Source organism: Mesorhizobium sp. M1143 (assembly GCF_040318435.1).
In the GTDB taxonomy this organism is placed as follows: Bacteria; Pseudomonadota; Alphaproteobacteria; order Rhizobiales; family Rhizobiaceae; genus Mesorhizobium.
Genome location: NZ_JAMYMJ010000005.1, coordinates 174,081 through 195,589 on the forward strand (window position 1 = coordinate 174,081; position 21,509 = coordinate 195,589).

The 21,509-nt window shown below is 64.6% G+C and carries 21 protein-coding genes; 10 read left to right on the plus strand and 11 right to left on the minus strand.

Annotated elements, in window-relative coordinates:
• Position 1: 1 nt before the first annotated feature.
• The 3 genes from rpmI to infC form a co-directional block, all read right to left on the minus strand.
• Positions 2–205, minus strand: a complete 204-nt coding sequence (gene rpmI, locus NKH35_RS06720; protein ID WP_006201248.1) for a 50S ribosomal protein L35 — start codon at positions 203–205, stop codon at positions 2–4.
• 184 nt (positions 206–389) lie between these two features.
• Complete coding sequence (locus NKH35_RS06725; RefSeq protein ID WP_023755491.1) at positions 390–1,028, minus strand: methyltransferase family protein; 639 nt, start codon at positions 1,026–1,028, stop codon at positions 390–392.
• A gap of 132 nt (positions 1,029–1,160) precedes the next feature.
• A complete protein-coding gene (infC, locus tag NKH35_RS06730) occupies positions 1,161–1,697 on the minus strand; it encodes a translation initiation factor IF-3 (RefSeq protein ID WP_023744911.1) in 537 nt (178 codons plus the stop codon).
• Between the two features lie 246 nt (positions 1,698–1,943).
• Between infC and NKH35_RS06735 the strand changes: the two genes are divergently transcribed.
• The 4 genes from NKH35_RS06735 to NKH35_RS06750 all read left to right on the plus strand — a co-directional run bounded on the left by NKH35_RS06735 (position 1,944) and on the right by NKH35_RS06750 (position 5,423).
• On the plus strand, positions 1,944–2,714 hold the full coding sequence (locus NKH35_RS06735) for an alpha/beta hydrolase (protein WP_023710422.1): 771 nt from the start codon (positions 1,944–1,946) through the stop codon (positions 2,712–2,714).
• 6 nt (positions 2,715–2,720) lie between these two features.
• On the plus strand, positions 2,721–3,863 hold the full coding sequence (locus NKH35_RS06740) for a benzoate/H(+) symporter BenE family transporter (protein WP_352913874.1): 1,143 nt from the start codon (positions 2,721–2,723) through the stop codon (positions 3,861–3,863).
• 117 nt (positions 3,864–3,980) lie between these two features.
• Positions 3,981–4,466 carry a DUF2852 domain-containing protein gene (locus NKH35_RS06745; protein WP_023672286.1) on the plus strand — a complete coding sequence of 162 codons (486 nt, stop codon included), beginning with the start codon at positions 3,981–3,983 and terminating at the stop codon, positions 4,464–4,466.
• A 198-nt stretch (positions 4,467–4,664) separates the two neighbouring features.
• Positions 4,665–5,423, plus strand: coding sequence for a M48 family metallopeptidase (locus NKH35_RS06750; protein WP_023693065.1), 759 nt, complete (start codon positions 4,665–4,667; stop codon positions 5,421–5,423).
• An 18-nt stretch (positions 5,424–5,441) separates the two neighbouring features.
• Here the strand turns inward: NKH35_RS06750 and NKH35_RS06755 are convergent, their stop codons facing one another.
• Positions 5,442–5,660 (minus strand): hypothetical protein, encoded by a 219-nt coding sequence (locus NKH35_RS06755; protein ID WP_023672288.1) that lies wholly within the window; start codon positions 5,658–5,660, stop codon positions 5,442–5,444.
• A 109-nt stretch (positions 5,661–5,769) separates the two neighbouring features.
• Here NKH35_RS06755 and NKH35_RS06760 point away from each other — a divergent pair, with 109 nt between their 5' ends.
• The 6 genes from NKH35_RS06760 (at position 5,770) to NKH35_RS06785 (ending at position 11,473) form a co-directional block, all read left to right on the plus strand.
• Positions 5,770–6,429 (plus strand): phosphoribosylanthranilate isomerase, encoded by a 660-nt coding sequence (locus NKH35_RS06760; protein WP_352913877.1) that lies wholly within the window; start codon positions 5,770–5,772, stop codon positions 6,427–6,429.
• Positions 6,430–6,519: 90 nt separating this feature from the next.
• Positions 6,520–7,770 carry a tryptophan synthase subunit beta gene (trpB, locus tag NKH35_RS06765; protein WP_352913879.1) on the plus strand — a complete coding sequence of 417 codons (1,251 nt, stop codon included), beginning with the start codon at positions 6,520–6,522 and terminating at the stop codon, positions 7,768–7,770.
• 2 nt (positions 7,771–7,772) lie between these two features.
• The gene (gene trpA, locus NKH35_RS06770) at positions 7,773–8,612 is read left to right on the plus strand and encodes a tryptophan synthase subunit alpha (protein WP_352659063.1); all 840 of its coding nucleotides are present in this window, start codon (positions 7,773–7,775) and stop codon (positions 8,610–8,612) included.
• Between the two features lie 101 nt (positions 8,613–8,713).
• Positions 8,714–9,640 carry an acetyl-CoA carboxylase, carboxyltransferase subunit beta gene (gene accD, locus NKH35_RS06775; RefSeq protein ID WP_023687437.1) on the plus strand — a complete coding sequence of 309 codons (927 nt, stop codon included), beginning with the start codon at positions 8,714–8,716 and terminating at the stop codon, positions 9,638–9,640.
• Positions 9,641–9,702: 62 nt separating this feature from the next.
• Complete coding sequence (locus NKH35_RS06780; RefSeq protein ID WP_352913881.1) at positions 9,703–11,028, plus strand: bifunctional folylpolyglutamate synthase/dihydrofolate synthase; 1,326 nt, start codon at positions 9,703–9,705, stop codon at positions 11,026–11,028.
• A 25-nt stretch (positions 11,029–11,053) separates the two neighbouring features.
• Positions 11,054–11,473 (plus strand): VOC family protein, encoded by a 420-nt coding sequence (locus NKH35_RS06785; RefSeq protein WP_352759368.1) that lies wholly within the window; start codon positions 11,054–11,056, stop codon positions 11,471–11,473.
• A gap of 22 nt (positions 11,474–11,495) precedes the next feature.
• Here NKH35_RS06785 and NKH35_RS06790 read toward each other — a convergent pair whose 3' ends face one another.
• From NKH35_RS06790 to tsaE, 7 genes are all read right to left on the minus strand, one after another.
• Complete coding sequence (locus NKH35_RS06790) at positions 11,496–11,744, minus strand: hypothetical protein (RefSeq protein ID WP_023696002.1); 249 nt, start codon at positions 11,742–11,744, stop codon at positions 11,496–11,498.
• A 73-nt stretch (positions 11,745–11,817) separates the two neighbouring features.
• The gene (locus NKH35_RS06795; protein WP_023696001.1) at positions 11,818–12,099 is read right to left on the minus strand and encodes a cupin domain-containing protein; all 282 of its coding nucleotides are present in this window, start codon (positions 12,097–12,099) and stop codon (positions 11,818–11,820) included.
• A 132-nt stretch (positions 12,100–12,231) separates the two neighbouring features.
• Complete coding sequence (trxA, locus tag NKH35_RS06800; RefSeq protein WP_023672297.1) at positions 12,232–12,555, minus strand: thioredoxin; 324 nt, start codon at positions 12,553–12,555, stop codon at positions 12,232–12,234.
• Between the two features lie 72 nt (positions 12,556–12,627).
• Positions 12,628–16,146 carry a double-strand break repair helicase AddA gene (addA, locus tag NKH35_RS06805; RefSeq protein ID WP_352913884.1) on the minus strand — a complete coding sequence of 1,173 codons (3,519 nt, stop codon included), beginning with the start codon at positions 16,144–16,146 and terminating at the stop codon, positions 12,628–12,630.
• Positions 16,143–19,280, minus strand: a complete 3,138-nt coding sequence (addB, locus tag NKH35_RS06810) for a double-strand break repair protein AddB (RefSeq protein ID WP_352913887.1) — start codon at positions 19,278–19,280, stop codon at positions 16,143–16,145. Before addB ends, addA begins: the two co-directional genes overlap by 4 nt.
• On the minus strand, positions 19,277–19,981 hold the full coding sequence (locus NKH35_RS06815; protein WP_352514454.1) for a nucleotidyltransferase family protein: 705 nt from the start codon (positions 19,979–19,981) through the stop codon (positions 19,277–19,279). Before NKH35_RS06815 ends, addB begins: the two co-directional genes overlap by 4 nt.
• A gap of 14 nt (positions 19,982–19,995) precedes the next feature.
• A complete protein-coding gene (gene tsaE / locus NKH35_RS06820) occupies positions 19,996–21,507 on the minus strand; it encodes a tRNA (adenosine(37)-N6)-threonylcarbamoyltransferase complex ATPase subunit type 1 TsaE (protein WP_352913890.1) in 1,512 nt (503 codons plus the stop codon).
• Positions 21,508–21,509: the final 2 nt, after the last annotated feature.

Sequence of the window (21,509 nt, forward strand, 5' to 3'; positions counted from 1 at the left end):
CTCAGAGGCCGTTCGGCAGAAAATTCTTGATGACCTTCTTGCCATCCGGTTCAGCCAGAACCATCGTGCCGCGGGCATTTCGAATGAACTTGTTGGAACGCTTGATCATGCCGTGACGCTTGCCGGCCGCAGCCGACAGGACTTTACCCGTACCTGTGATCTTGAACCGCTTCTTGGCGGCCGATTTGGTCTTCATCTTGGGCATTTTGCTACTCCGTATTGGTGGCGCACAATCGCGCTTCTTGTTCGCTTCGGGCGGACCAAAAGCCCGAAAAGCAAATGAAACCGCCACGGCATGCCCTGCCGGGCGGTTTTCTTGGAACGGCGGTCCTATACGTCAAAGCGGGCTGGCGCGCAACACCCGAGCGGCTGCGACGCTCTGTCCGCGATCAGGGCAGCCTGAACAGCACCGGCAGAATGCCCGATTGCTGGGCGCCATCGATGGTCTCGAACACCGGCAACGCCACCAGAAACACCAGCCCGTCGAGCAAGGTGGTCAGCAAGAGGCGCGGCTTGAAGCTGCCGGTGTCGCCTTCCTGGTAGAGCGACAGCTTGGGGAAGAAACGCGGCACCCGCGCCAGATAGGCTGTGTAGGGCGCGCCGAGAACCTCCTTGAGATACCGTTCCTCGCGCAGGATGACGATGTGGAAGGCGCCGGCGCACAAAAGCGCAAACAGGACGATGCCGGAGAACGAGCCGATCTGCGCCCCGACGCCGGCGGCGGCAACGGTCGAGAACACGTAGAGAGGATTGCGGGTGATCGAATAGGGTCCGCCGGTGACCACTTCGGAGGATTTGCGCCCCCCGATATAGAGTGTCGACCACAAGCGGCCGACGACGCCAAGGAAGATCAGCAGCACGCCGACCATCTCGATCGTTTCATGCACCGGGGTATCGGGCGGGAAGGTCGACTGGCCGAACAGCAGTGCCGCAAACAGCACCACCACCAGCACCGCAAGCACCATCCGGCGCATGTGCTGGTAGCCGCCCAGCTCCTTGATGGGCGCAGGGTTGATTTCATTGGCCATGTCGGGAATCCGATCGTCGAGAAGCTTTGCCGGCGATCGCGGCGTCTGGACAGGAGAATCGGCGTCCCGCCGATCGCCGGGACGCCATGAGACAGGATTCAGGCGGATTTAGAGCGCAACGCCCGAACTGATCTAGCGCGGGGCCAGCACCATCATCATCTGGCGGCCTTCCAGCTTCGGCTCGGCTTCGACCTTGGCGATGGTAGCCGTCTCCTCGCGCACCTTGTTCAGGAGCTGCATGCCGAGTTCCATATGCGCCATCTCGCGGCCGCGGAAGCGCAGCGTCAGCTTGACCTTGTCACCTTCCTCGAAGAAGCGCCGCACGGCCTTCATCTTGGTTTCGTAGTCATGGCTGTCGATGTTCGGGCGCATCTTGATCTCCTTGATCTCGATGACCTTCTGGTTCTTGCGCGCCTCGGCCGCCTTCTTCTGGTTGGCGTATTTCAATTTTCCGAGATCGAGAATTTTGACGACAGGCGGCACCGCATTGGGCGAGATCTCGACCAGATCGAGCCCTGCCTCTTCGGCGAGCAGCAATGCGTCGTTGATGGAAATATCGCCGCGGTTCTGGCCATCGGCGTCGATCAGTTGGACCCGGGGAACCCGGATATCACGGTTTGAGCGCGGGCCATCCTTGGTGGGCGCCGCTGCTTTGAAAGGTCTGCGAATGGTCGTGGTCTCCTTGGCCGTTTCGTTCAGGGTTCAAATCTAGAAATGTTCGGGACGCGCCAATGTGGTGAGCGCGCGGGCGGAGTCAATAGCACAGCGCTGACAGAAAATCACCCTGATCGCAGGCCTGCACCAAACAAAGGATGTCGCGAGCACTTTCCGCCTCGCCTGTGCCTGTGTCAAAAGACCGGCGAGTAAAATCAGGCTCCCGCAATCAGGCCCCAGAACCAGGATTGATCCACAGCCATGACCGCGACCACCCCAACCCTGCTGGATGTCGACGGCATTGATATCGCGGTTCGCCATTCCTCGGGCGCAACGCCCGGCATCGTCTGGCTCGGCGGCTATAAATCCGACATGCTGGGCACGAAGGCGCAGACGTTGTCGGATTGGGCGGCAAGGGAAGGCCGCGCATATCTGCGCCACGATTATTCCGGCCATGGCGAATCCGGCGGCGCCTTTGCCGACGGCACCATTTCGAAATGGCTTGGCGAGAGCCTCGCCGTCTTCCGGCGTTTCACCGAGGGCAAGCAAATCCTGGTCGGCTCGTCGATGGGCGCCTGGATCGCGCTGCGCATGGTGCAGGAACTGCGCAAGGCGGGCGACAGCAATGTGGTTGGCCTGGTGCTGCTCGCGCCGGCGCCGGATTTCACCGCCGAGCTGGTCGAGCCGGCTCTGACGGAGGAACAGAGGCGCGACCTCCGGGAGAAAGGCTTTTTCGAAGAACCTTCGGACTATTCCGACGAGCCTTACATCTACACAAGCGCGCTGATCGAGGACGGCAGGGCGAACCGGGTCATGACCGGGCCGATCGATACCCACTGCCCCGTCCACATCCTGCAGGGCCTGGCCGACGCCGACGTGCCGGCAAGCCATGCGCTGAAGCTGGTCTCGCTGCTGCCGGCCGACGACGTCACCTTGTCGCTCATTCCCGACGGCGACCACCGGCTGTCGCGGCCGCAGGATCTCGACATGCTGCTGAGGGCGGTGGGCGACATGGTTCAGCGGGCGGGGTAGGCAAGAATGCGCATTTCCATCCCGATATCCGCCTTTGTCGCGGCAATCGTCGGCTTCGGCGGCACGCTCGCCGTCGTCATTGCCGCCGCCAAGGCGGTTGGCGCCACGCAAGCCGAAACCGCGAGCTGGGTGACGGCAGTGTGCGTGGCGATGGCGATCGAATGCCTGTGGCTGTCCTGGCGCACGAAAATGCCCATCATCACCGCCTGGTCGACACCAGGCCTGGCGCTGATGGCGGCATCGAGCGGCTTTACCATGGCCGATGCGGTCGGCGCCTTCATCGTCACCGGCCTAATGTTGATCGCCACCGGCCTGTTCAAGCCGCTGACCCAGCTTATATCAAGGATACCGGCGTCGGTCGCGTCCGGCATGCTGGCCGGCATCGTCGTCACCTTCGCGCTCAATGCCGTCAAGACCATTCCGGTCGACCCCTGGTTGATCCTGCCGCTGATCGCGGCCTTCTTCGTCATTCGCCTGTTCAACCCGGCGCTGTCGGTGCTGGCGGTGCTGATCGGCGGCGGCATCGCCGCCTTCCTGACAGGCCGCGTCGGCGGACTGCCGGCGCCGGAACTGTCGACGCTGACGCTGATTGCCCCGCATTTCAGCGCCGCAGCTGTCATCGGCCTGGCGCTGCCGCTCTACCTCGTCACCATGGCGTCGCAGAACCTGTCGGGTCTCGCCGTCCTGCGCGCCGCCGGCTTTCACCCCGAACCCGGCCCGCTGATCGGCGTCACCGGCCTGTTCTCGCTGCTGTCGGCGCCGTTTGGCGGCTCGACCACCAATCTGGCCGCGATCTCTGCGGCGATCTGCACCGGGCCGGACGTCCATCCCGACCCGGCCGAGCGCTGGAAGACCGGACCCTTCTATGCACTTGCCTATCTGATCTTCGCGGTTTTCGGCGCCTCGCTGGTGGCGATCTTCGCCGTCCTGCCGCAGAGCCTGATCGTTCTGGTAGCCGGCCTGGCGCTGATGGGATCGCTCGCCAACGCGCTGTCGATCGCCCTCAAGGACGAGGACCAGCGCATGGCCGCCACGGTCACCTTCGTTGTCACCGCGTCGGGGCTGACTTTGTTCGGCGTTGGCGCCGCCTTCTGGGGCCTGGTCGCTGGCCTGGTCGTGCTTTTCCTCGAAGCGCTCAAAAAGCAATAATCATTTCAGGCTGTTGTCCGGTTTTGGCGGGCGTTGTCTTGAATCGCCGTTTTTCTCATCCCATTTCGAATCCACGCAGCCGCTCTTGGCTGTCTCCAACCGAAGGAATGGGAGAAAATGAACACATCCGCATTGATCCGCCCGGCCTGGACGCCGGCGACCATCGCGCTGATGGTGATCGGCTTCATGGTGTTCTGGCCGCTTGGCTTCGCCATGCTCGCCTACATCATCTGGGGCGACCGGCTTGACGGCTTCAAGCGCGACGTCAACCGCGCCACGGACGGCATCTTCGCCGGCTGCCGCCGCGGTTCCGACAAGGCCGCGCGCTGGGGCCACGGTTCGGCTCGCACCGGCAATGTCGCTTTCGACGACTGGCGCGAGAAGGAACTCGAACGCCTCGCCGAAGAGCGTCGCAAGCTCGACGAGATGCTGAGCGAGTTCGATGAGTACGCCCGCGAATTGCGCCGCGCCAAGGACCAGGACGAGTTCGACCGCTTCATGGCCAACCGCAACAAGTCGACGGCGCCTGCGAAAACAGGCTCGGCCGAAACGGCCAAGCCCGCGACCCCCAAGCGCAAGGGCCCGAACCTGCTTGACGACTGAGGCTGCGCGCATGACCCCGAAAATCGGAACCGATTTTCGGAAAGGTTCATGCGGCAAATTAGAGTGCTACAGCGTCCTGTGCGCGTCAGAGACGCGCGGCGCTGTAAGACAGGCCTTGGCATGATGGACGGCGTCGCGCGAGCGGCGCCGTTTCTTTTTTGTTCTGGTCGTTTTCCTCGAATCGCGTATCGTTCAGCCATGTCCTTCGGCTTTTTCCGCAACCTGACCAAACCAAAACCCTCGCCTGTCGAAGAGCGAGAGCACGTCGTTGCCGGCCGCACACTGCCGCTCAGGATCGTCGAGAGCGCCCGCGCACGGCGGCTGACGCTGCGCATCGATTCGGGCGGCCAGGGGCTGCGCATCACCGTGCCGCCGGGCCTGCGCCGCGGCGAGGTGGAGAAATTCCTTCACCGCCATCAGGGCTGGCTGGAGCAGCGTCTGGCCAAGGTCCCGACACGGCCGCAAGTGCGCCCCGGCATCAAGATCCCGATACGCGGCGTCGCGCATCGCATCGTCCACGAACCGTCGAAACGCGGCACCGTCACCGTGTCGCGCGACGAGCGCGGTCCGCTGCTGATCGTCCATGGCGAGCGCATACATTTGCCGCGCCGCATCGCCGATTTCCTCAAGCGCGAGGCCAAGAAGGACATCGAGAAGCTGGTGGTCAAGCATACCGAAGCCATCGGCAAGCGCGCCAAGGCGATCCGCTTCAAGGACACGTCGAGCCGCTGGGGCTCCTGCACTTCCGACGGCAATTTGTCCTTCTCATGGCGCATCATGATGGCGCCGACGCCGGTGATAAACTACCTGGTCGCGCATGAAGTGGCGCATCTCAAGGAGATGAACCACGGCCCGAAATTCTGGAAACTGTGCGAGCAGCTCTGCCCCGACACCGACCGCTGCAAGGACTGGCTGAAGAGGAATGGTGGGGCGTTGCAGGCGATCGTGTTCGATTAGCCTGCGCCAGCGCCGCGCTCAATCATCATTGGCCGCATTAAGCTCTTCAGGCCGCAGCCCTTCGTCGCCATGGCGCGGCCATGGCAAGAAATTCTGCTCGAACGCATCGCTGCCGAAATAATCCAGGACCCGGTGCGCTTCTGCCCCGTCGAAGGCGGCCTTTTGCATCAGATGGGCGATGACGTCGCGGGCTTGCGCAATCTTCTGCCTGAGTTCGGCTATGCTCTGGTCGGCCATTCGTCTGCTCCGCCTTGCTTCTCCCATCAATAGCTAGCGCCTTTGGCGTTGCCGGCAAACAGCATGCTTTTTCTCGACTCTTGGCCGGTTTCGTGCCAATCCCCGCGCCATGGCGCTCGATATCAAGATCTGTGGATTGAAGACCGATGAGGCAATGGCCGCGGCCCTGGCCGGCGGCGCCAGCCATGTCGGCTTCATCTTCTTTGCTAAAAGCCCGCGCTATGTCGAGCCTGCGGCAGCCGGCCGCCTGCGCGAGGCGGCAATCGGCAAGGCCAGGGCGGCCGCCGTGACGGTCGATGCCGATGACGCGTTCCTGGATGAGATCGTCGCAAAGATGCGCCCCGACATGCTGCAGTTGCACGGCACGGAGACGCCCGAGCGGGTGGCCGAGGTGAAAGCTCGCTACGGCCTGCCTGTCATGAAGGTGTTCTCCGTCAGTGAGGTAGCCGATCTCGAGCGGCTAAAGCCGTTCATCGGCGTTGCCGATCGCTTCATGTTCGATGCCAAGCCACCAAAGGGCTCGCAACTTCCGGGCGGCAATGGCGTCGCCTTTGACTGGCGCATCCTGGCCGGCCTTGACGCCGGGCTCGATTACATGCTTTCCGGTGGGCTCAACGCCGCCAATATCGGCGACGCCCTGATATCAGCCAATCCGCCCGCGATAGACATTTCGTCGGGGGTGGAAAGCGGCCCGGGCGTCAAGGATCCGGCGCTGATCGAGCAGTTCTTCCGGGCCGTCAGGGCCGCGCGCGACGACCGCGCTGCCTGAGGCACTTCTTTCGAACCCGAGCATGTTCCGGAGAAGTGGGAACCGGTTTTCCGATAAGACATGCTCAGAACCAAGACCAGGAGATCGGCGATGAACAAGCCGGCGACACCCAATTCCTTCCGCACGGGACCCGACGAACAGGGCATGTTCGGCATCTTCGGGGGCCGCTTCGTGGCCGAGACGCTGATGCCGCTGATCCTCGACCTCGAGCGGCACTGGAACGAGGTCAAGAACGATCCGGACTTCAAGGCTGAGTTGACCAACCTCTCGACCCACTATGCCGGGCGGCCGTCAAAGCTGTATTTCGCCGAAGGCCTGACCAGACATCTTCGTGAGGTTTCCTCGGCGAAGGGCCTCGGGGGCGGCGCCAAGGTCTATTTCAAGCGCGAGGACCTGAACCACACCGGTTCGCACAAGATCAACAATTGCCTCGGTCAGATTCTGCTCGCCAAGCGCATGGGCAAGAAGCGCATCATCGCCGAGACGGGCGCCGGCCAGCACGGCGTGGCGGCGGCCACGGTTGCGGCGCGATTCGGCTTTCCCTGCGTCGTTTATATGGGCGCCACCGATGTCGCCCGCCAAAGCCCCAACGTCTTCCGCATGAAGCTGCTCGGCGCCGAAGTGCGGCCGGTGACCGCCGGTCACGGCACGCTGAAGGACGCCATGAACGAAGCGTTGCGCGACTGGGTCACCAATGTCGAGGACACTTATTACCTGATCGGCACTGCCGCCGGCCCGCATCCCTATCCGGAGCTGGTGCGCGACTTCCAGTCGGTGATCGGCATCGAGGCGCGCGCCCAGATCCTCGAACAGGAAGGCCGGCTACCCGACACCATCATCGCGGCTGTCGGCGGCGGCTCGAACGCCATCGGCCTGTTCCATCCGTTCCTGGATGACAAAGAAGTCCGCATCATCGGCATCGAAGCCGGCGGCCGCGGCCTTGACGGCATCGAGCATTGCGCCTCGATGAATGCCGGCGCGCCCGGCGTGCTGCACGGCAACCGCACCTATCTCTTGCAGAACGCCGACGGCCAGATCCTCGACGGCCATTCGATCTCAGCCGGCCTCGACTATCCCGGCGTCGGCCCCGAACATTCCTGGCTGCGCGATTCCGGCCGCGTCGAATACGTGCCGATCCTCGACGACGAGGCGCTGGAAGCCTTCAAGCTGACGACACGCGTTGAAGGCATCATCCCGGCGCTGGAATCCGCGCACGCCATCGCGCATGCGGTCAAGATCGTGCCGGATATGGACAAGGACCAGATCGTCATCGTCAACCTGTCGGGACGCGGCGACAAGGATGTGCACACAGTGGCCTCGATGCTGGGCATGGAGATCTGATCATGGTGACCCGCATCGACCGCCGCATGGCAAAACTGAAAGCCGAGGGACGCCCGGCGCTCGTTACCTATTTCATGAGCGGCGACCCCGACTATGACACCGCTTTGTCGATCATGAAGGCGCTGCCCAGGGCCGGCGCCGACATCATTGAAATGGGCATGCCGTTTTCCGATCCGATGGCCGATGGACCGGCGATCCAGGCCGCTGGCCTGCGGGCGCTGAAAGGTGGCCAGACCCTGGTCAAGACGCTGAAGACGGCGGCTGATTTCCGCGCCACCGACAATGAAACGCCGATCGTGCTGATGGGCTACTACAACCCGATCTACATCTACGGTGTCGATCGCTTCCTCAAGGACGCCATCGCCAGCGGCATTGACGGGCTGATCGTCGTCGACCTGCCACCGGAGATGGACGAAGAACTCTGCATCCCTGCGCTGAAGGCCGGCATCAACTTCATCCGCTTGGCAACGCCGACCACCGACGACAAGCGCCTGCCCAAGGTGCTGCAGAATACGTCGGGCTTCGTCTATTACGTGTCGATGACCGGCATCACCGGCTCGGCTTTGGCCGACACCGGCAAGGTTGCCGCCGCGGTCAAGCGCATCAAGGGCCACACCAACTTGCCAGTCTGCGTCGGCTTCGGCGTCAAGACCGCCGAGCAGGCGCGCATTATCGGCGCCAATGCCGATGGCGTCGTCGTCGGCACCGCGATCGTCAACGCGGTCGCCAATGTGTTGGGACCGAAGGGCGAGAAGACCGCCGACCCGGCCGAGGCCGTCGCCACCCTGGTCAGCGGACTGTCTCAGGGCGTGCGTTCGGCCCGCCTTGCTGCTGCCGAATAGTTTCCCTACTTAGGCCTTGTGCAAGTCGTTATCCCAAAACCGGTTCCCACTTTTGGGCGACATGCACGAGCCAACTCTTCGTCAGGACAGGAGCCGAAGCGATGAACTGGATCACCAATTACGTTCGCCCGAGGATCAATTCGATGCTCGGCCGGCGCACCGACATGCCCGAGAATCTCTGGATCAAGGATCCCGAGACCGGCGAGATGGTGTTTCACAAGGACCTGGAATCCAACCAGTTCGTCATCCCGTCATCGGGCCATCACATGAAGATTTCGGCCAAGGAACGGCTGAAATTCTTCCTCGACGACGGCAAATACGAGCAGCTTGAGAACCCCAAGGTCATGCAGGACCCGCTCAAGTTCCGCGACGAGAAGCGCTACACCGACCGCTTGAAGGACGCCAAGGCCAAGACCGGCCTGGAAGACGCCATCATCAATGCGCTGGGCACGGTCGAGGGCCTGCCGGTTGTAGTGACGGTGCAGGATTTCGCCTTCATGGGCGGCTCGCTCGGCATGGCCGCGGGTGACGCCATTGTGCACGGTTTCGAGGTCGCCTTGCAGCGCAAGCGGCCGCTGATCCTGTTTGCCGCCTCCGGCGGCGCGCGTATGCAGGAAGGCATCTTGTCGCTGATGCAGTTGCCGCGCACCACGATCGGCGTCGATCGGCTGAAGGAAGCCGGCCTCCCATACATCGTCGTCTTGACCAACCCGACCACCGGCGGCGTCACCGCCTCCTACGCCATGCTGGGCGACGTGCATATCGCCGAGCCCGGCGCGCTGATCGGCTTCGCCGGCCCGCGCGTCATCGAGCAGACTATCCGGGAGAAACTGCCGGACGGTTTCCAGCGCTCCGAATATCTGATGGAGCACGGCATGGTCGACATGGTGGTGTCGCGGCTGGAACTGCGCGAGACGATTTCACGGCTGTTGAAAATCCTGCTCAAACTGCCGCAGGAGCAAAAGCCGCTGGAGCCGGAAATCCTGCCGCCGTCGGTCATCCCGACGGAAGCCCGCCCGCAGGCCTGACGCGACATTTCTGGCCGCAAACCGCGATTGCGTGCACCTGCGCGCATGCGTAGGATTCGCTCATGACAACGCTTGCCGCAGATCGTGAAATCGAAGCCCTGATGGCGCTGCATCCGAAAGGCTTCGACCTTTCGCTCGACCGCATCACAAGGCTGCTCGAACGCCTCGGCAATCCGCAGGAGCGGCTGCCGCCGGTCATCCATATCGCCGGCACCAACGGTAAGGGCTCGTGCGCGGCCTTTTCGCGCGCGCTGCTCGAAGCCGGCGGCCACCTTGTCCATGTCCACACTTCGCCGCATCTGGTGAACTGGGCCGAGCGCTACCGACTGGCGGCCGAGGGCGGCGGCCGGCTGGTCGACGACGAGACCTTCGCCGAGGCCATCGCCCGCGTCGCCCGGGCCAATCAAGGCCAGAAGATCACCGTCTTCGAAATCCTAACCGCCGTCACCTTCATCCTGTTTTCCGAACATCCGGCTGCCGCCGCCATCATCGAGGTCGGCCTTGGCGGCCGCTTCGACGCCACCAATGTCGTTGCCCGGCCGGCGGTGTCGGTGATCATGCCGGTGTCGATGGATCACGAAGCCTATCTCGGCGACCGGGTCGAACTGATCGCCGCCGAAAAGGCCGGCATCATGAAGCGCGGCTGCCCGGTGGTCATCGGCGCGCAGGAGAGCGAGACGGCGCTGCAAGTGCTGATCGAAACCGCCGAGCGGCTGGATTGCCCGACCTTCGTCTACGGCCAGGATTTTCTCGCCTTCGAGGAAAGCGGCCGCATGGTCTATCAGGATGAGGACGGGCTGATGGACCTGCCGCCACCGCGCCTGCCCGGGCGCCACCAGTTCGCCAATGCGGCGGCAGCGATTGCCGCCGTCAAGGCAGCCGGTTTCGAAATCAGTCATCGCGCCACTGAGAAGGCGATGGCGAGCGTCGCATGGCCGGGCCGCATGCAGAAATTGGCACAGGGCCGGCTGGCGGACCTCGCTCCCAAGGGCGCCGACATCTGGCTCGATGGCGGTCACAATCCGGGCGCCGGCGTGGTGGTGGCGGAAGCCTTGGCCGAGCAGGAGGAAAAGAACCCGCGGCCGCTGTTTTTGATTGCCGGCATGATCAACACCAAGGACCAGAGCGGCTATTTCCACGCCTTCAAGGGCCTGGTCCGCCATGTCTACACCGTGCCGGTGAGCATGAGCGACGCCGGTGTGCCGAATGACGAACTGGCGATCCGGGCGACCGAGGCCGGCCTCACCGCCGAGCCGGTCAGCTCCGTCGCCAGCGCGCTGATGCTGTTGCGCGACACCTGGGACGGCCCGGCGCCGCGCATCCTGATCGGTGGTTCGCTGTATCTCGCCGGTGCGGTGCTGGCCGAAAACGGCACGCCGCCGACCTGAAGCTATTCACTGCGAGGAGCCGAACATGATCAAGGTCAAGCAGCTCGCCCATGTCTGCATCTTTGCGCACGACCTCGAAGCGACGCGAAGCTTCTACCGCGACGTGCTTGGCCTCGACACCCGGTTCAATTTCCTGCGCGACGGCAAGATCTTCGGCTTCTACCTCAATTGCGGCGGCCGCAGCCATGTCGAGGTGTTCCAGAAGGACGGCACTGCATATAGCGAGCAGAACCAGATCAATCATTTCTGCCTTGAGGTCGAAGATCTAGACGCGGCGATCGCCCACATCAAATCGAAGAGCATCGACGTTACCGCCAAGAAGCACGCCTGCGACGACACTTTTCAGGCCTGGATCCGCGATCCCAACGGCGTGAAGATAGAGCTGTTCGAATACACCGCCAAAAGCGCGCAATTTACCGGAGGCGACCGCATCGCCGACTGGTGAGCTGTGTTGGTGTCGACGAGGATCAAAGCTCCGGCCCTGTATGGACCTTGCGGCTTTTCCGGATGATTTCTTCCAGATCGATATCCGCGCCACTGCTTGCCGTCAGGCGGGAGTAGAAGGTGGACGCCGGTTCTCGCCCCGCCTCCCGAATCTCATAGGATTCAAGCGCGCGTTCGACGATATCCGCTATCGAGCGGTTTTCGCGATGAGCAAGACGATGCGCAAGATCTCGTGCTTTTGCGCTGCGGACGGAAAGCCGGGGTTCGGCCATTTCAAAAATGCCTTCGAGAAAATATATCCCCCATTTAGGACGAGCCATCAAGATGGCAGAGGATGGCAAGCCATCACCTTAGCTCAATCTCGATGAAGGCATACTCGCCGTCATTGGCGCTGATGACGTCGTGCTCGACGCCTTCCTTGCGGAAGTAGGGCGCGCCCTTCTTCATTTCAGCAAAACTCTCGCCGTCCTTGGTCACCAGCTTCACCTTGCCGTCCATCAGCGGCACCACGACGTAGTCATGGCCATGCCGGTGCCAGCCGGTGTTGTCGCCGGGCTGGAAGCGATATTCGGTGACGATGACGCGCTCATTGTCGATGAAGACGGTGGCCTTGGCGGATCCGGTCATTTGTCTCTCCTGTCCTGCAACAAGCAGATGACATGGAGTGCGCCGATGCGAGGGCCAGAGGCGGTCGGGCGATGACGCCAAAGAAAAAGCCCGGCGCGAGGGCCGGGCTTCGGATCTCGGAAATCAGTCAGCTCAGGCGAGGCTGCCGTTGATCCAATGCGACAGCGCGGTCTTCGGGGCGGCGCCGACCTTCATGTCGGCGACTTCGCCGCCCTTGAAGATCATCAGCGTCGGGATCGAGCGCACGCCGAACTGGGCGGCAAGCTCGGGGTTCTCGTCGATGTTCAGCTTGGCGATCTTGATCTTGTCGCCGAGTTCGTTGGCGATCTCTTCCAGCGACGGACCGATCATCTTGCAGGGGCCGCACCATTCGGCCCAGAAATCCACGACGACGGGCTGCGAGGCGTTGAGCACATCGGCCTGGAAATTGCTCTTGTCGACCTTGACGGTGGCCATGCGAAATCCTTTCGAAATTTATCTCGCACCAAATGTGGTGGTTGAGCAGCCCTTCTTCAAGCAGAACTTGTGTCACGCTCCCGTGAGTCGGGCAAGGGCGTCATCCATCGCCTGCGCCGGCAGTTCGATCAGCCTCGGCGCCTCGGTAAACAGCAGCGCCGCCGTCACTGCGCGGCCGGGGTAAAGCGGCTTGAGCAGCGCGCGGTAGAGCGCCAGCTGCAGTATATAGGCCGGCGGCACCTGGGCCAGGCCTGCGGGCGCCGGCCGGTTGGTCTTGTAGTCGACGATCGATACGCGCCCGGGCGTCACCGCCAGCCGGTCGATCTTGCCGGAGATCGAGCGCAGCCTGCCCTTGACCTCGATACTGCCCATGACGGCCACTTCGGCGCGGGACGAGCGCGAAAACAGCCCGGCAAAACGCGAATCTCTGAGGATCGCCATCACCGAAGCCAGCGCCTTGTTGCGCTCGGCCTCCGGCCAGTCGGCGCCGGCTCGAATGAGATACTGCGCCGCCGCGCCTTGCCGTTCGTCTTCGGCAAAACCGGGCAGCATCTGCAGCAGCTTGTGCAGCGCCAGCCCGCGCATCACGGCAAAACCGGGCTCCGCTTCGCTGTCCAGCACCGGCGAACGCGTATCGACGACCGCCTCCTTGCCCTCGTCGATCAGCGCCGACGCGCCGGAAGGCGACAGCGGGCGCGGCAGCTCCTCATAAGGCGGCAAGGGCCGGAACAAGCCCACCGGCAGCGGCGGCACCTGTTGCGGCAGTCGCGACTCGTCGGCTGCCGCTTGCGCCACCGGCGGAAGCTTGGTCATGACGAAACGGTGCACCGGCTCGCTGCTGGCGGGGTGGCGGCGCTCGGTGCTTTCGGGTGCACCTGTCAGCGCGCGGCTGACGATCGAATGCCAGGTGCCGGTGCTGGGCTGACGCTTGCCGTGATAGCCGCAGACGATCAGCCGGTCCTCGGCGCGCGTCATGCCGACATAGAGCAGCCGCCGGTATTCGTCGTCGGCAAGCTCCCGCGCCCTGGCCGAGGCCGCCTTGGAGAAGCCGTTGGCGACATCGGCGGCCGAGCGCCAGAGATAGCCCTTGCCGTCGAAATTGCGGCCCGAAGCGTCGAACGGCATGAGCCGCGGCAGATGCTGGTCGCTGAACGGCGCCGAACCGCCATCGACCAGGAAGACAACAGGCGCTTCCAGGCCCTTGGCGGCATGCACGGTCATGACGCGGACCTCGTCGCGCGTCTGGTCCATCTCGCGCTTGATCTCCGGGCCGGTGTTTTCCAGCGTCGCCAGGAAAGCCTCCAGCCCCGGCAAGCCGGTGCGTTCTTCGGCCAGACAGAAACTCAGGAACTCGTCGAGAATATCGCCGGCTTCCGGTCCAAGCCGGGCGATCATCTTCTTGCGCAGGCCGTCGCGCGCCAGCACCCCGGCGTAGAATTCGAACACCGGCCGGAACGCCGCCTCGTTGGCCCAGCCGTCGAGCCGGGCAACGACATCGGTCAGCGCGGTATTGTCGCCAGCATGCTGGCGTAATGAGGCGATCAGCGATGTTCCGGCTGGCCGTCCGGCGCCAAGCGTAAAAAGCGTCTCCTCCGACACGTCGAAAACCGGGCTGCGCAGCACGGCGGCGAGCGACAGGTCATCCTGCGGCTGGATGAGGAAATGGCCGAGTGCGATCAGGTCCTTGACCGCGATGTGGCCGGGCAGGCTCAGCCGGTCGGCGCCGGCGACGGGAAGATCGCGGTCCTTCAGCGCGCGCGACAGCGCATGGACGAAGCGGTCGCGCTTGCGCACCAGCACAAGAATGTCGCCGGCCCTCAGCCTGCGTCCCTTGCCCTCGATGATCTCGCGGTCCTTGAGCCAGGCCTGGATGGTCGCAGCCACGTGCTCGGCCACCCGCACAGCCGGCGCGCTGGCATGGTTGACCGGCAACGTCCAGTCGTCGGGCTCCTCGACGGCGTCAGAGCCGAGCGACGGCCAGACCTCGACATAGCCAGGCGCGTCGTTGCGGATCGCCTTATGGTCGAGCGGATCGGGGTCATGGCTGATGCCGCGCCGCACGCCCGGATCGGCAAAGACGCGGTCGACGGCGGCAAGCACGTCGTCGGTCGACCGGAACGACCAGGTCAGTTTCAGGTCGGCAAACGAAGCATTGGCGGCGTTCACGCGTCCGGAAAACAAGAGCCGGCTGTCGGCGAAGGAATCCGGCGCGGCACCCTGAAAGGAATAGATCGACTGCTTTTCGTCGCCGACGGCGAACACCGTGCGATTGGTCGTGCCGCGCTGGCCGTGGCCGGCAAAGAACTCCTCCGCCAGCCGCTTCACCACCTCCCATTGGTCGGGGCTGGTGTCCTGCGCCTCGTCCAGCAGGATGTGGTCGATACCCTGGTCGAGCTTGTACTGCACCCAGGGTCCGGCATCCGGCCGCGCCAGAAGGTTGACGGTGCGGGTGATGAGGTCGTTGAAGTCGAGAAAGCCGCGGCTGCGCTTCAGGCGCTCGTACCGCACGATCAGCCAGTCGGCTATGGTCAACGCCGCGACCGTGCCTTCCAGCATCCGGAACAGCGCCAGCCGGTCGGAGACCTCTGTTATCGCCTTGACGGCCGCCAGATAGCGCTCGGGAAGGTCGGGCAGCCGGCCGAGCAGCGCCTTCTTGAACAACTTTGAGGGATCATAGGGGTCGCCATCGGCCTTGAGAAAGGCTTTGCCGAGCATCTGCAGCCGGCGGGTCGGGTCCGTCTCGGCAAAGGCCAAGCGGGCATAGGGCAAGAGATTGTTGAGCACGGTGCGGGCGTCGGCGGCCTCGGCGGCACTGGCGAACACTGCAAAGAAGTCCAGCAGGAAACCCGGCAGCGGCCATACCGATGCCGCTATGTCTTCGGCGTTCTGCCCGGGGCGAAAATGGAATTCGTCGAACAGGGCCCGAAAGCCGGCGCCGTCGCGCCGGACCGCATCGATGAAGCCGCGTAAGCCGTCGCGCTTGCGCACGATTTCGGCGAGCAGCGCGTCGAGCCCGTGTTCGCCGCCGCGCTCCAGCACGGTGGCAAAGGCCTCGGCCAGTCCGGTGTCTCCGGCTGACGTGCCCGAAATCATGTCGCGTCGCGCCGCGGCGAACAGCGAGGCCTCCATCTGCGGATCGAGCATTTCGAAATGCGCCGGGATGTTGGCCTCCAGCGGGAACTGGTGCAACACCGATTCGCAAAAGGCGTGGATGGTCTGGATTTTCAGCCCGCCCGGCGTTTCCAGCGCTTCGGCAAACAGCCGGCGCGCCCGCCGCATCGTGTCGCGGTCGGGCCGGCGGCCGTCCACCGCCTCAATCTTTGTGGCAAGCTCGGCATCGCCGAGCGCTGTCCATTCCGACAGGGTCGAGAACACGCGGTTCGACATGTTGGCGGCGGCCGCCCGCGTATAGGTCAGGCACAGGATCTTCGACGGATCGGTGCCGTTGAGCAGCAGCCGGACGACGCGCTGGGCCAGCACATGCGTCTTGCCCGAGCCGGCATTGGCCGACACCCAGGCCGAGTTCTTCGGGTCGGAAGCGCGCGCCTGGTTGGCGGCGGTTTCGCTCGGGACGGGATAGGCTTTTTTCATGCCTCCCCCGCCTCGTCATCGCTGTCGCCACCGGCCGACCATTCGAGCACGCGCGCCAGATGGTCGTAATCGCCATCGCTCTCGCCCTCGCGAAACGGCAGCGCCCGCGACAGGTAGCCGGTCGTCGGATCGGCATAATGGACCAGCAGCTTTTCCAGCCGCGCCCAGGCCTCCTCGGCGAGGTCTTCGGCGGTCCGGGGCTGGCGGTTGTAGTCGAGGATGGATTCCTCGAACACTTCGCCATTCGGCTTCAGCCGCACGAATGCAAGCTGCGAGGGTTCGCGCGCGCCAAGCCCCTTGAAGGCGCCGCGCCGGAGCAGCGCCCCTTCGAGCGCCAGCTGTGGCGCCAGCAGCGTGTGCGCCTGCGCCTTGGATGGCGAGGAGCCGGTCTTGTAATCGAGAATGTCGGCCATGCCACCGGCCAAAAGGTCGACGCGGTCGGCATAGCCGGACAGCGTCACACCGGTACGGCCGACAGCCGTCTTTTCGGCGCGCTCCTCGGCATGCCGCCGGGCGACGGCAGGGGCGCGGCCGCGCTCCCATTCGATGATGTTGGCGGCGAGCTTTTCGAAGCGCGGCCACCACACCGCCTCGACATCGGCGGGTAGGGCAATGTCGGCAAAGCACCTGCGGCCAGCCGAGATGAGTCTCTCCAGAGCTTCCGGCGCGCGCGGGTCGGCAACCTCTGTCGAGAACAGATGCAGGATGTCATGAAACAGCGTGCCGCGCTCGGCCGCACCGGGATCGCGGATCACCGGTTCGAGCGGCAGAAGGCTCAGAATACGCCTTGCATAGACCGCATAGGGGTCGCGGCGCAGCGTCTCGATCTCGGTCACCGAGAAGTGGGTGGGCCGCATGCTCAGCGGCGGTTTCGGCTGCGGTCGCGGCGCGAAATGCTGCCGCTCGCCGGCATCGAGCGCGCGCGCCCAGGCAAGCAATTCGTCGCCGCGTCCGCGCAGTGCGGCTGCAGGATCCTTGCCGATGAAGGTGAGGATGCGCTGCAACCAGCGCGACGGCACCGCCGGTGCGTCGCTGGCGCGGGCGGAGCGCGTCAGCACCACCTTTTTCGCCCCCATCGCCATCTGGAAGTCGTGGGCGGCAAGGCCGATGCGCCGCTCCGGCGGCTCGAGATCGATGCCGGTCTTCATCAACCGCGACATGAAGCGATCGCTTTCCGGCTTGCGTGGCCACACGCCTTCGTTCAGCCCGCCAATGACAAGCGTGTCGACGCTCTGCAGCCGTGCCTCCAGCGCGCCCCATATCGCGATGTTGCGGTCTGTGCCTTGCCCCGGCTTGACCGTTTCCGGTGCTACCAGCGCGTCCATCACATCAGGCCATTCGTCGGCCGGGAAGTCGAACGATGCAGACGCGGCGACCACACCGCGCAGCAGCTCGGCGAGTTTCTCGCCGGCGTCGCCGGCATAAAATTCAGCCAGGCTGCCCTCCGCCGTGCGGCCGAGATTTTCCAGCGCGGCGACGCTCGCTCTGGTCAACGCGACGAGATCGGCATTCTCTTTACCGCGAAAGGCAGTCAGCGGCGCCAGCGCCGCCACAAGCCGGCTCAGCATATCGCGGGCATCGTCGATGCCGCGCACGCTCAGTCGCGAAAACCAGAAGGGCTGGCGCTTGTCCCCGCTCAGCCCGGCGAGACGCTCCTCGAACAGTGCTGGCAAGGCGGCGATGTCGGGGCGTCCGGTGCCGCCGCGCAGCGCCACGAGTTCGATGAGCTCGGCGGCATGGCTCACGCCGGTGCGCTCAAGTCCGAGCCCGAGCAGCGGATGCTTGAGCAGCGACAAAAGGCCGACGGGATCGCCGGGCCGGAATACCGCGTGAAGTGTGAGCCGCAGCAGGCTGGCTGCAGGCGTGTTGGCGAGCGGCGTGCCGCCGGAATCGTCAGCGATCACACCGAAGCGCAACAGCTCGGCCGAGACGCGCCGCGCCAGCCCGCGGTCGCCGGTAACGAGCGCTGCCCTGTGCCCCGGCTGTTCCACGGCGGTTTTCAGCGCGATGGCGATCGCCGCCGCCTCGTCGCGTTCGCTGGCGGCTTCGACCAGCGTCACGTCGGCGAAGGCCTCGGCGATGTCTACGGCGTTGAAGCATATGCGGGTCTCGGCCCATGATTCCGTGGTCTCGGCCGGCCGCAGCGCCTCGCCGACAAGGGCCGCGCGGAGCGCCAGTGCGGGCTCGGCGGAGACCACTTCCTCGACATCGCCACGCAGCACGCCAATCTTGCCGATCAGCTTGGCCATGCCGTATTGCGGGTGGCCAAGCAGTGCCGGCCGCGCACCGGGCGCCCCAATCGCGGCAAAAGACGGTTCGTCCAGCATCCCATCGAGCCCGGGCAGCACCACGGCGCCGTTGGGCAGGCTGGCGACCGTGGCAAGCAGTTCGGCCGTGGCGGGAATAGAGCCCGTCGAGCCGGCGGCGATCACCGGGCCTTTGGGCGGGTTGCGTTCCAGCCGCTTCGCCTCGCGCCGGATCAGCGCATTGCGGTGCGCGGCCGGGTTGGAGCGGTCGCGCTCCTCCAGTAATTTCGGCCAGGCCTCGGTGACGATACGGAGGAAATCGAGCGTCACAAGCCACCATCCGGCAAGATTGCCGGTGACCAGATCGGCAAGCCTGGTCCAGTCCGTGCCTTCGGTTTCGATCTCGTCCATCAGCCGGGCGAGGTCACGCGCTAGCCAGATCGCATCGGCGGCGGAGGCCGGCACGACGATCTCTTCGTTGAACATATCAAGGACATGCGCCGGCAAGGTGCGCTTCCAGGCCCGCACCAGCGGCGCCAGTAGCAGCAGGCGTTCGATGGCTGCGATCGGCGGCGCCATTTCAAGCTCGGTCGGCGTGCCGGCGTCGAAGGCGGCTTCGTCCTCGTCGAACTCTCCGAGCGGGCGGATGACCGGCAGGATCGCCGAACGGCGGCTCCCCCCCGGTCCCGAAAGCGCGTCGACAAAAGCGCCGCGCAGCGCACGGGCCGCGCGCCGTGTCGGCACATAGATGGTGACATCAGCCAGCGCCAGCGGATCGCCGTCGAACCGGAAGCCGGGCACCAGCCGTCCGGCCAGCAAGGCCTCGGCCAGAGTCGGCAGGAATGGCGCTCCGGGCGGGATCGAAAGAACGCGGCGCGCGCCGCTCATACCACCTTCGCGAGAGCGTCGGCGACCGCCGCTTCCGCCTGCGGAATGGCGTCGGGAGTGCCGACGGTGATCCAGCTTCCGCGCATCTGCATGCCGAACAGACGGCCAGAGGCGATTGCCTTGTCGAAATAGGTGTTGAGCGAATGCGCCCCGGCCGGCGCATCCCTGAAGATGGCGGGATTGACGATTGCCGCTCCGGCATAGATCAACCCGGCCGGATCGCCTTTCGAGCGCCGCAGGCCGCCATCCGGCGCCATCAGGAAATCCGTGCCGACACCGTGTCCGGTGGCCGAGTCGAGATCGGTAAGCATCAGCAGAATATCCATTTTCGCGCCGTCCCATGCAAGGGCAAGGCGCTCGAGGCTGGGCTGGCCGCTGTCGATCCAGAACGTATCGGCGTTGATGATGTAGAAGGGGTCGCTGCCCAGCAGCGGCAATGCCTTGACGATGCCACCCGCCGAATTCAGCAGTGCGTCGCGCTCGTCGGAAATGACGATCTTTGGCGCCCGCCTGTGGGCGATATGGGCGACGATCTGGTCCGGCAGATAGTGCACGTTGACGATGGCTTTCTCGACGCCGGCCGCTTCGAGACTGTCCAGCCCCCAGTCGAGCAAGGTCCTGCCGGCTATCCGCACCAGCGGCTTCGGCATGGTGTCGGTGATCGGCCGCATGCGCTTGCCAAGACCAGCCGCCAGCACCATCGCTGTGGTCAAGGTCACGGGAGCCGTTCCTCCAGCAGGCCATGTGCCATGTAAAACTCCTTCAGCTGAGCCAGCGCCGGGTGCGCCAGCGCCCGCCTGAGATAATCGCGGATGCGCGGCAGGTGTCGGAGATAATAGGGCTTGCCGTCGCGCTTTTCGAGCCGCACGAAAATGCCGAGGATCTTTGAATTGCGCTGCGCCGCCATGATCGCATAGGCCGCGCGGAAGGCGTCCTCATCGAAGCCGACGGCGGCGTGGCGCGCAGCGACATAGGCGTCCACGGTCCGCTGCTCGATATCGGGCGAAACGGTGACGCGGGCATCCATGGCCAGCGACGCAACATCATAGGCCGCCGGACCCATCAGCGCGTCCTGGACGTCGACGATGCCGAGGCGGTCGTGGCCTTTGCGGTCACCGCGCCAGATGATGTTGGGCGAATGGAAGTCGCGCAGCATCAGCGTGTATTCCTGTGTGTCCAGCCGGTCGAGAACCGCGTTCCATTCCCTGTGATAGCCGGCGCGTAAAGCCTCGCTTGCCGGGCTGCCGGTCACCATCGGCACATACCAATCGACCAAGAGATCGGCTTCGATCAGCATGGCGGCGCGATCGAAGGGCGGCACCTCGTGGAAGACGCCCGGCACGGCCTCCATGCGCTGCGGCCAGGTCTTCCCATGCATCATCGCCAGCAATTCGGCCGCTGCCGCGTAGCGCTCGGCCACCGGCTCATCATTGCCGTCGAGAAAACCTTCCGAGCCCAGATGCTCCAGCAGCAGAAAGCCCCGTTCGAGATCCTCGGCATGGATTCTTGGGACACTGACACCTTGCGCCAGCAGCGCCTTGTCGATGGCGACGAAAGCGGTGACCGACTGCGCCGTGTGGGCGATCACGGCATAGGGCTTGCCGTCGCGCACCGGCGGCCCCAGCACCAGCCACGGCGAATTCATCAGCACGCGCGGCGCAAGGCCGGCGAGCGAAACAATCTCGTAAGAGCGCGCCGAGGCGTCGCCGACGAAATGGCGCCGCGCGGCGTCGCCCCAACCGGCCGTTTTGAGGAAATCGCGCATCGCCAGCGATCGCGCCACGCGTTCGAAGGCAACGCCTTGGCCCGATAGTTTCGCCAATCGTCCTTCGTCCTGATGGACGAGTTCGATCCAGATCGACGTTCTCGGAAGAGCGGCCTCCGCCCGTTCCGGCCACTCGACAAGGGCAGCGCCCTGCAGCAGCGCCTCGTCGAAACCCAGCTCGTCCATCTCGCCGGCCGAGGACAGGCGATAGAGATCGAAATGGTGCACGGGGATGCGCGTGTCGTAGCTTTGCACCAAGGTGAAGGTAGGGCTCGGCACATCGAGGCCGGCATCATCGGCCAGCGCCCTGATCAGGGCCCGCGCCAGCGTCGACTTGCCGGCGCCGAGATCGCCCTTGAGCGCCAGCACGTCGCCCGGCCGCAGCGCCATGGCCAGGTCCTCGCCGAGCCTTGCGGTCGCAGCCTCGTCGGCGAGAAAACGCTCCAGCACAACAACAGTCATCG

What these genes read in the sequence shown, in the direction of transcription:
- NKH35_RS06755 (WP_023672288.1), bottom strand. Translation starts at nt 5,660, where the DNA reads ATGGCCGACCAGAGCATAGCCGAACTCAGGCAGAAGATTGCGCAAGCC.
- NKH35_RS06725 (WP_023755491.1), bottom strand. Translation starts at nt 1,028, where the DNA reads ATGGCCAATGAAATCAACCCTGCGCCCATCAAGGAGCTGGGCGGCTAC.
- trpA (WP_352659063.1), top strand. Translation starts at nt 7,773, where the DNA reads ATGGTGACCCGCATCGACCGCCGCATGGCAAAACTGAAAGCCGAGGGA.
- addA (WP_352913884.1), bottom strand. Translation starts at nt 16,146, where the DNA reads ATGAAAAAAGCCTATCCCGTCCCGAGCGAAACCGCCGCCAACCAGGCG.
- NKH35_RS06760 (WP_352913877.1), top strand. Translation starts at nt 5,770, where the DNA reads ATGGCGCTCGATATCAAGATCTGTGGATTGAAGACCGATGAGGCAATG.
- trxA (WP_023672297.1), bottom strand. Translation starts at nt 12,555, where the DNA reads ATGGCCACCGTCAAGGTCGACAAGAGCAATTTCCAGGCCGATGTGCTC.
- NKH35_RS06740 (WP_352913874.1), top strand. Translation starts at nt 2,721, where the DNA reads ATGCGCATTTCCATCCCGATATCCGCCTTTGTCGCGGCAATCGTCGGC.
- NKH35_RS06750 (WP_023693065.1), top strand. Translation starts at nt 4,665, where the DNA reads ATGTCCTTCGGCTTTTTCCGCAACCTGACCAAACCAAAACCCTCGCCT.
- NKH35_RS06795 (WP_023696001.1), bottom strand. Translation starts at nt 12,099, where the DNA reads ATGACCGGATCCGCCAAGGCCACCGTCTTCATCGACAATGAGCGCGTC.
- NKH35_RS06785 (WP_352759368.1), top strand. Translation starts at nt 11,054, where the DNA reads ATGATCAAGGTCAAGCAGCTCGCCCATGTCTGCATCTTTGCGCACGAC.
- NKH35_RS06745 (WP_023672286.1), top strand. Translation starts at nt 3,981, where the DNA reads ATGAACACATCCGCATTGATCCGCCCGGCCTGGACGCCGGCGACCATC.
- tsaE (WP_352913890.1), bottom strand. Translation starts at nt 21,507, where the DNA reads ATGACTGTTGTTGTGCTGGAGCGTTTTCTCGCCGACGAGGCTGCGACC.
- NKH35_RS06735 (WP_023710422.1), top strand. Translation starts at nt 1,944, where the DNA reads ATGACCGCGACCACCCCAACCCTGCTGGATGTCGACGGCATTGATATC.
- NKH35_RS06780 (WP_352913881.1), top strand. Translation starts at nt 9,703, where the DNA reads ATGACAACGCTTGCCGCAGATCGTGAAATCGAAGCCCTGATGGCGCTG.
- NKH35_RS06790 (WP_023696002.1), bottom strand. Translation starts at nt 11,744, where the DNA reads ATGGCCGAACCCCGGCTTTCCGTCCGCAGCGCAAAAGCACGAGATCTT.
- accD (WP_023687437.1), top strand. Translation starts at nt 8,714, where the DNA reads ATGAACTGGATCACCAATTACGTTCGCCCGAGGATCAATTCGATGCTC.
- addB (WP_352913887.1), bottom strand. Translation starts at nt 19,280, where the DNA reads ATGAGCGGCGCGCGCCGCGTTCTTTCGATCCCGCCCGGAGCGCCATTC.
- trpB (WP_352913879.1), top strand. Translation starts at nt 6,520, where the DNA reads ATGAACAAGCCGGCGACACCCAATTCCTTCCGCACGGGACCCGACGAA.
- rpmI (WP_006201248.1), bottom strand. Translation starts at nt 205, where the DNA reads ATGCCCAAGATGAAGACCAAATCGGCCGCCAAGAAGCGGTTCAAGATC.
- NKH35_RS06815 (WP_352514454.1), bottom strand. Translation starts at nt 19,981, where the DNA reads ATGGTGCTGGCGGCTGGTCTTGGCAAGCGCATGCGGCCGATCACCGAC.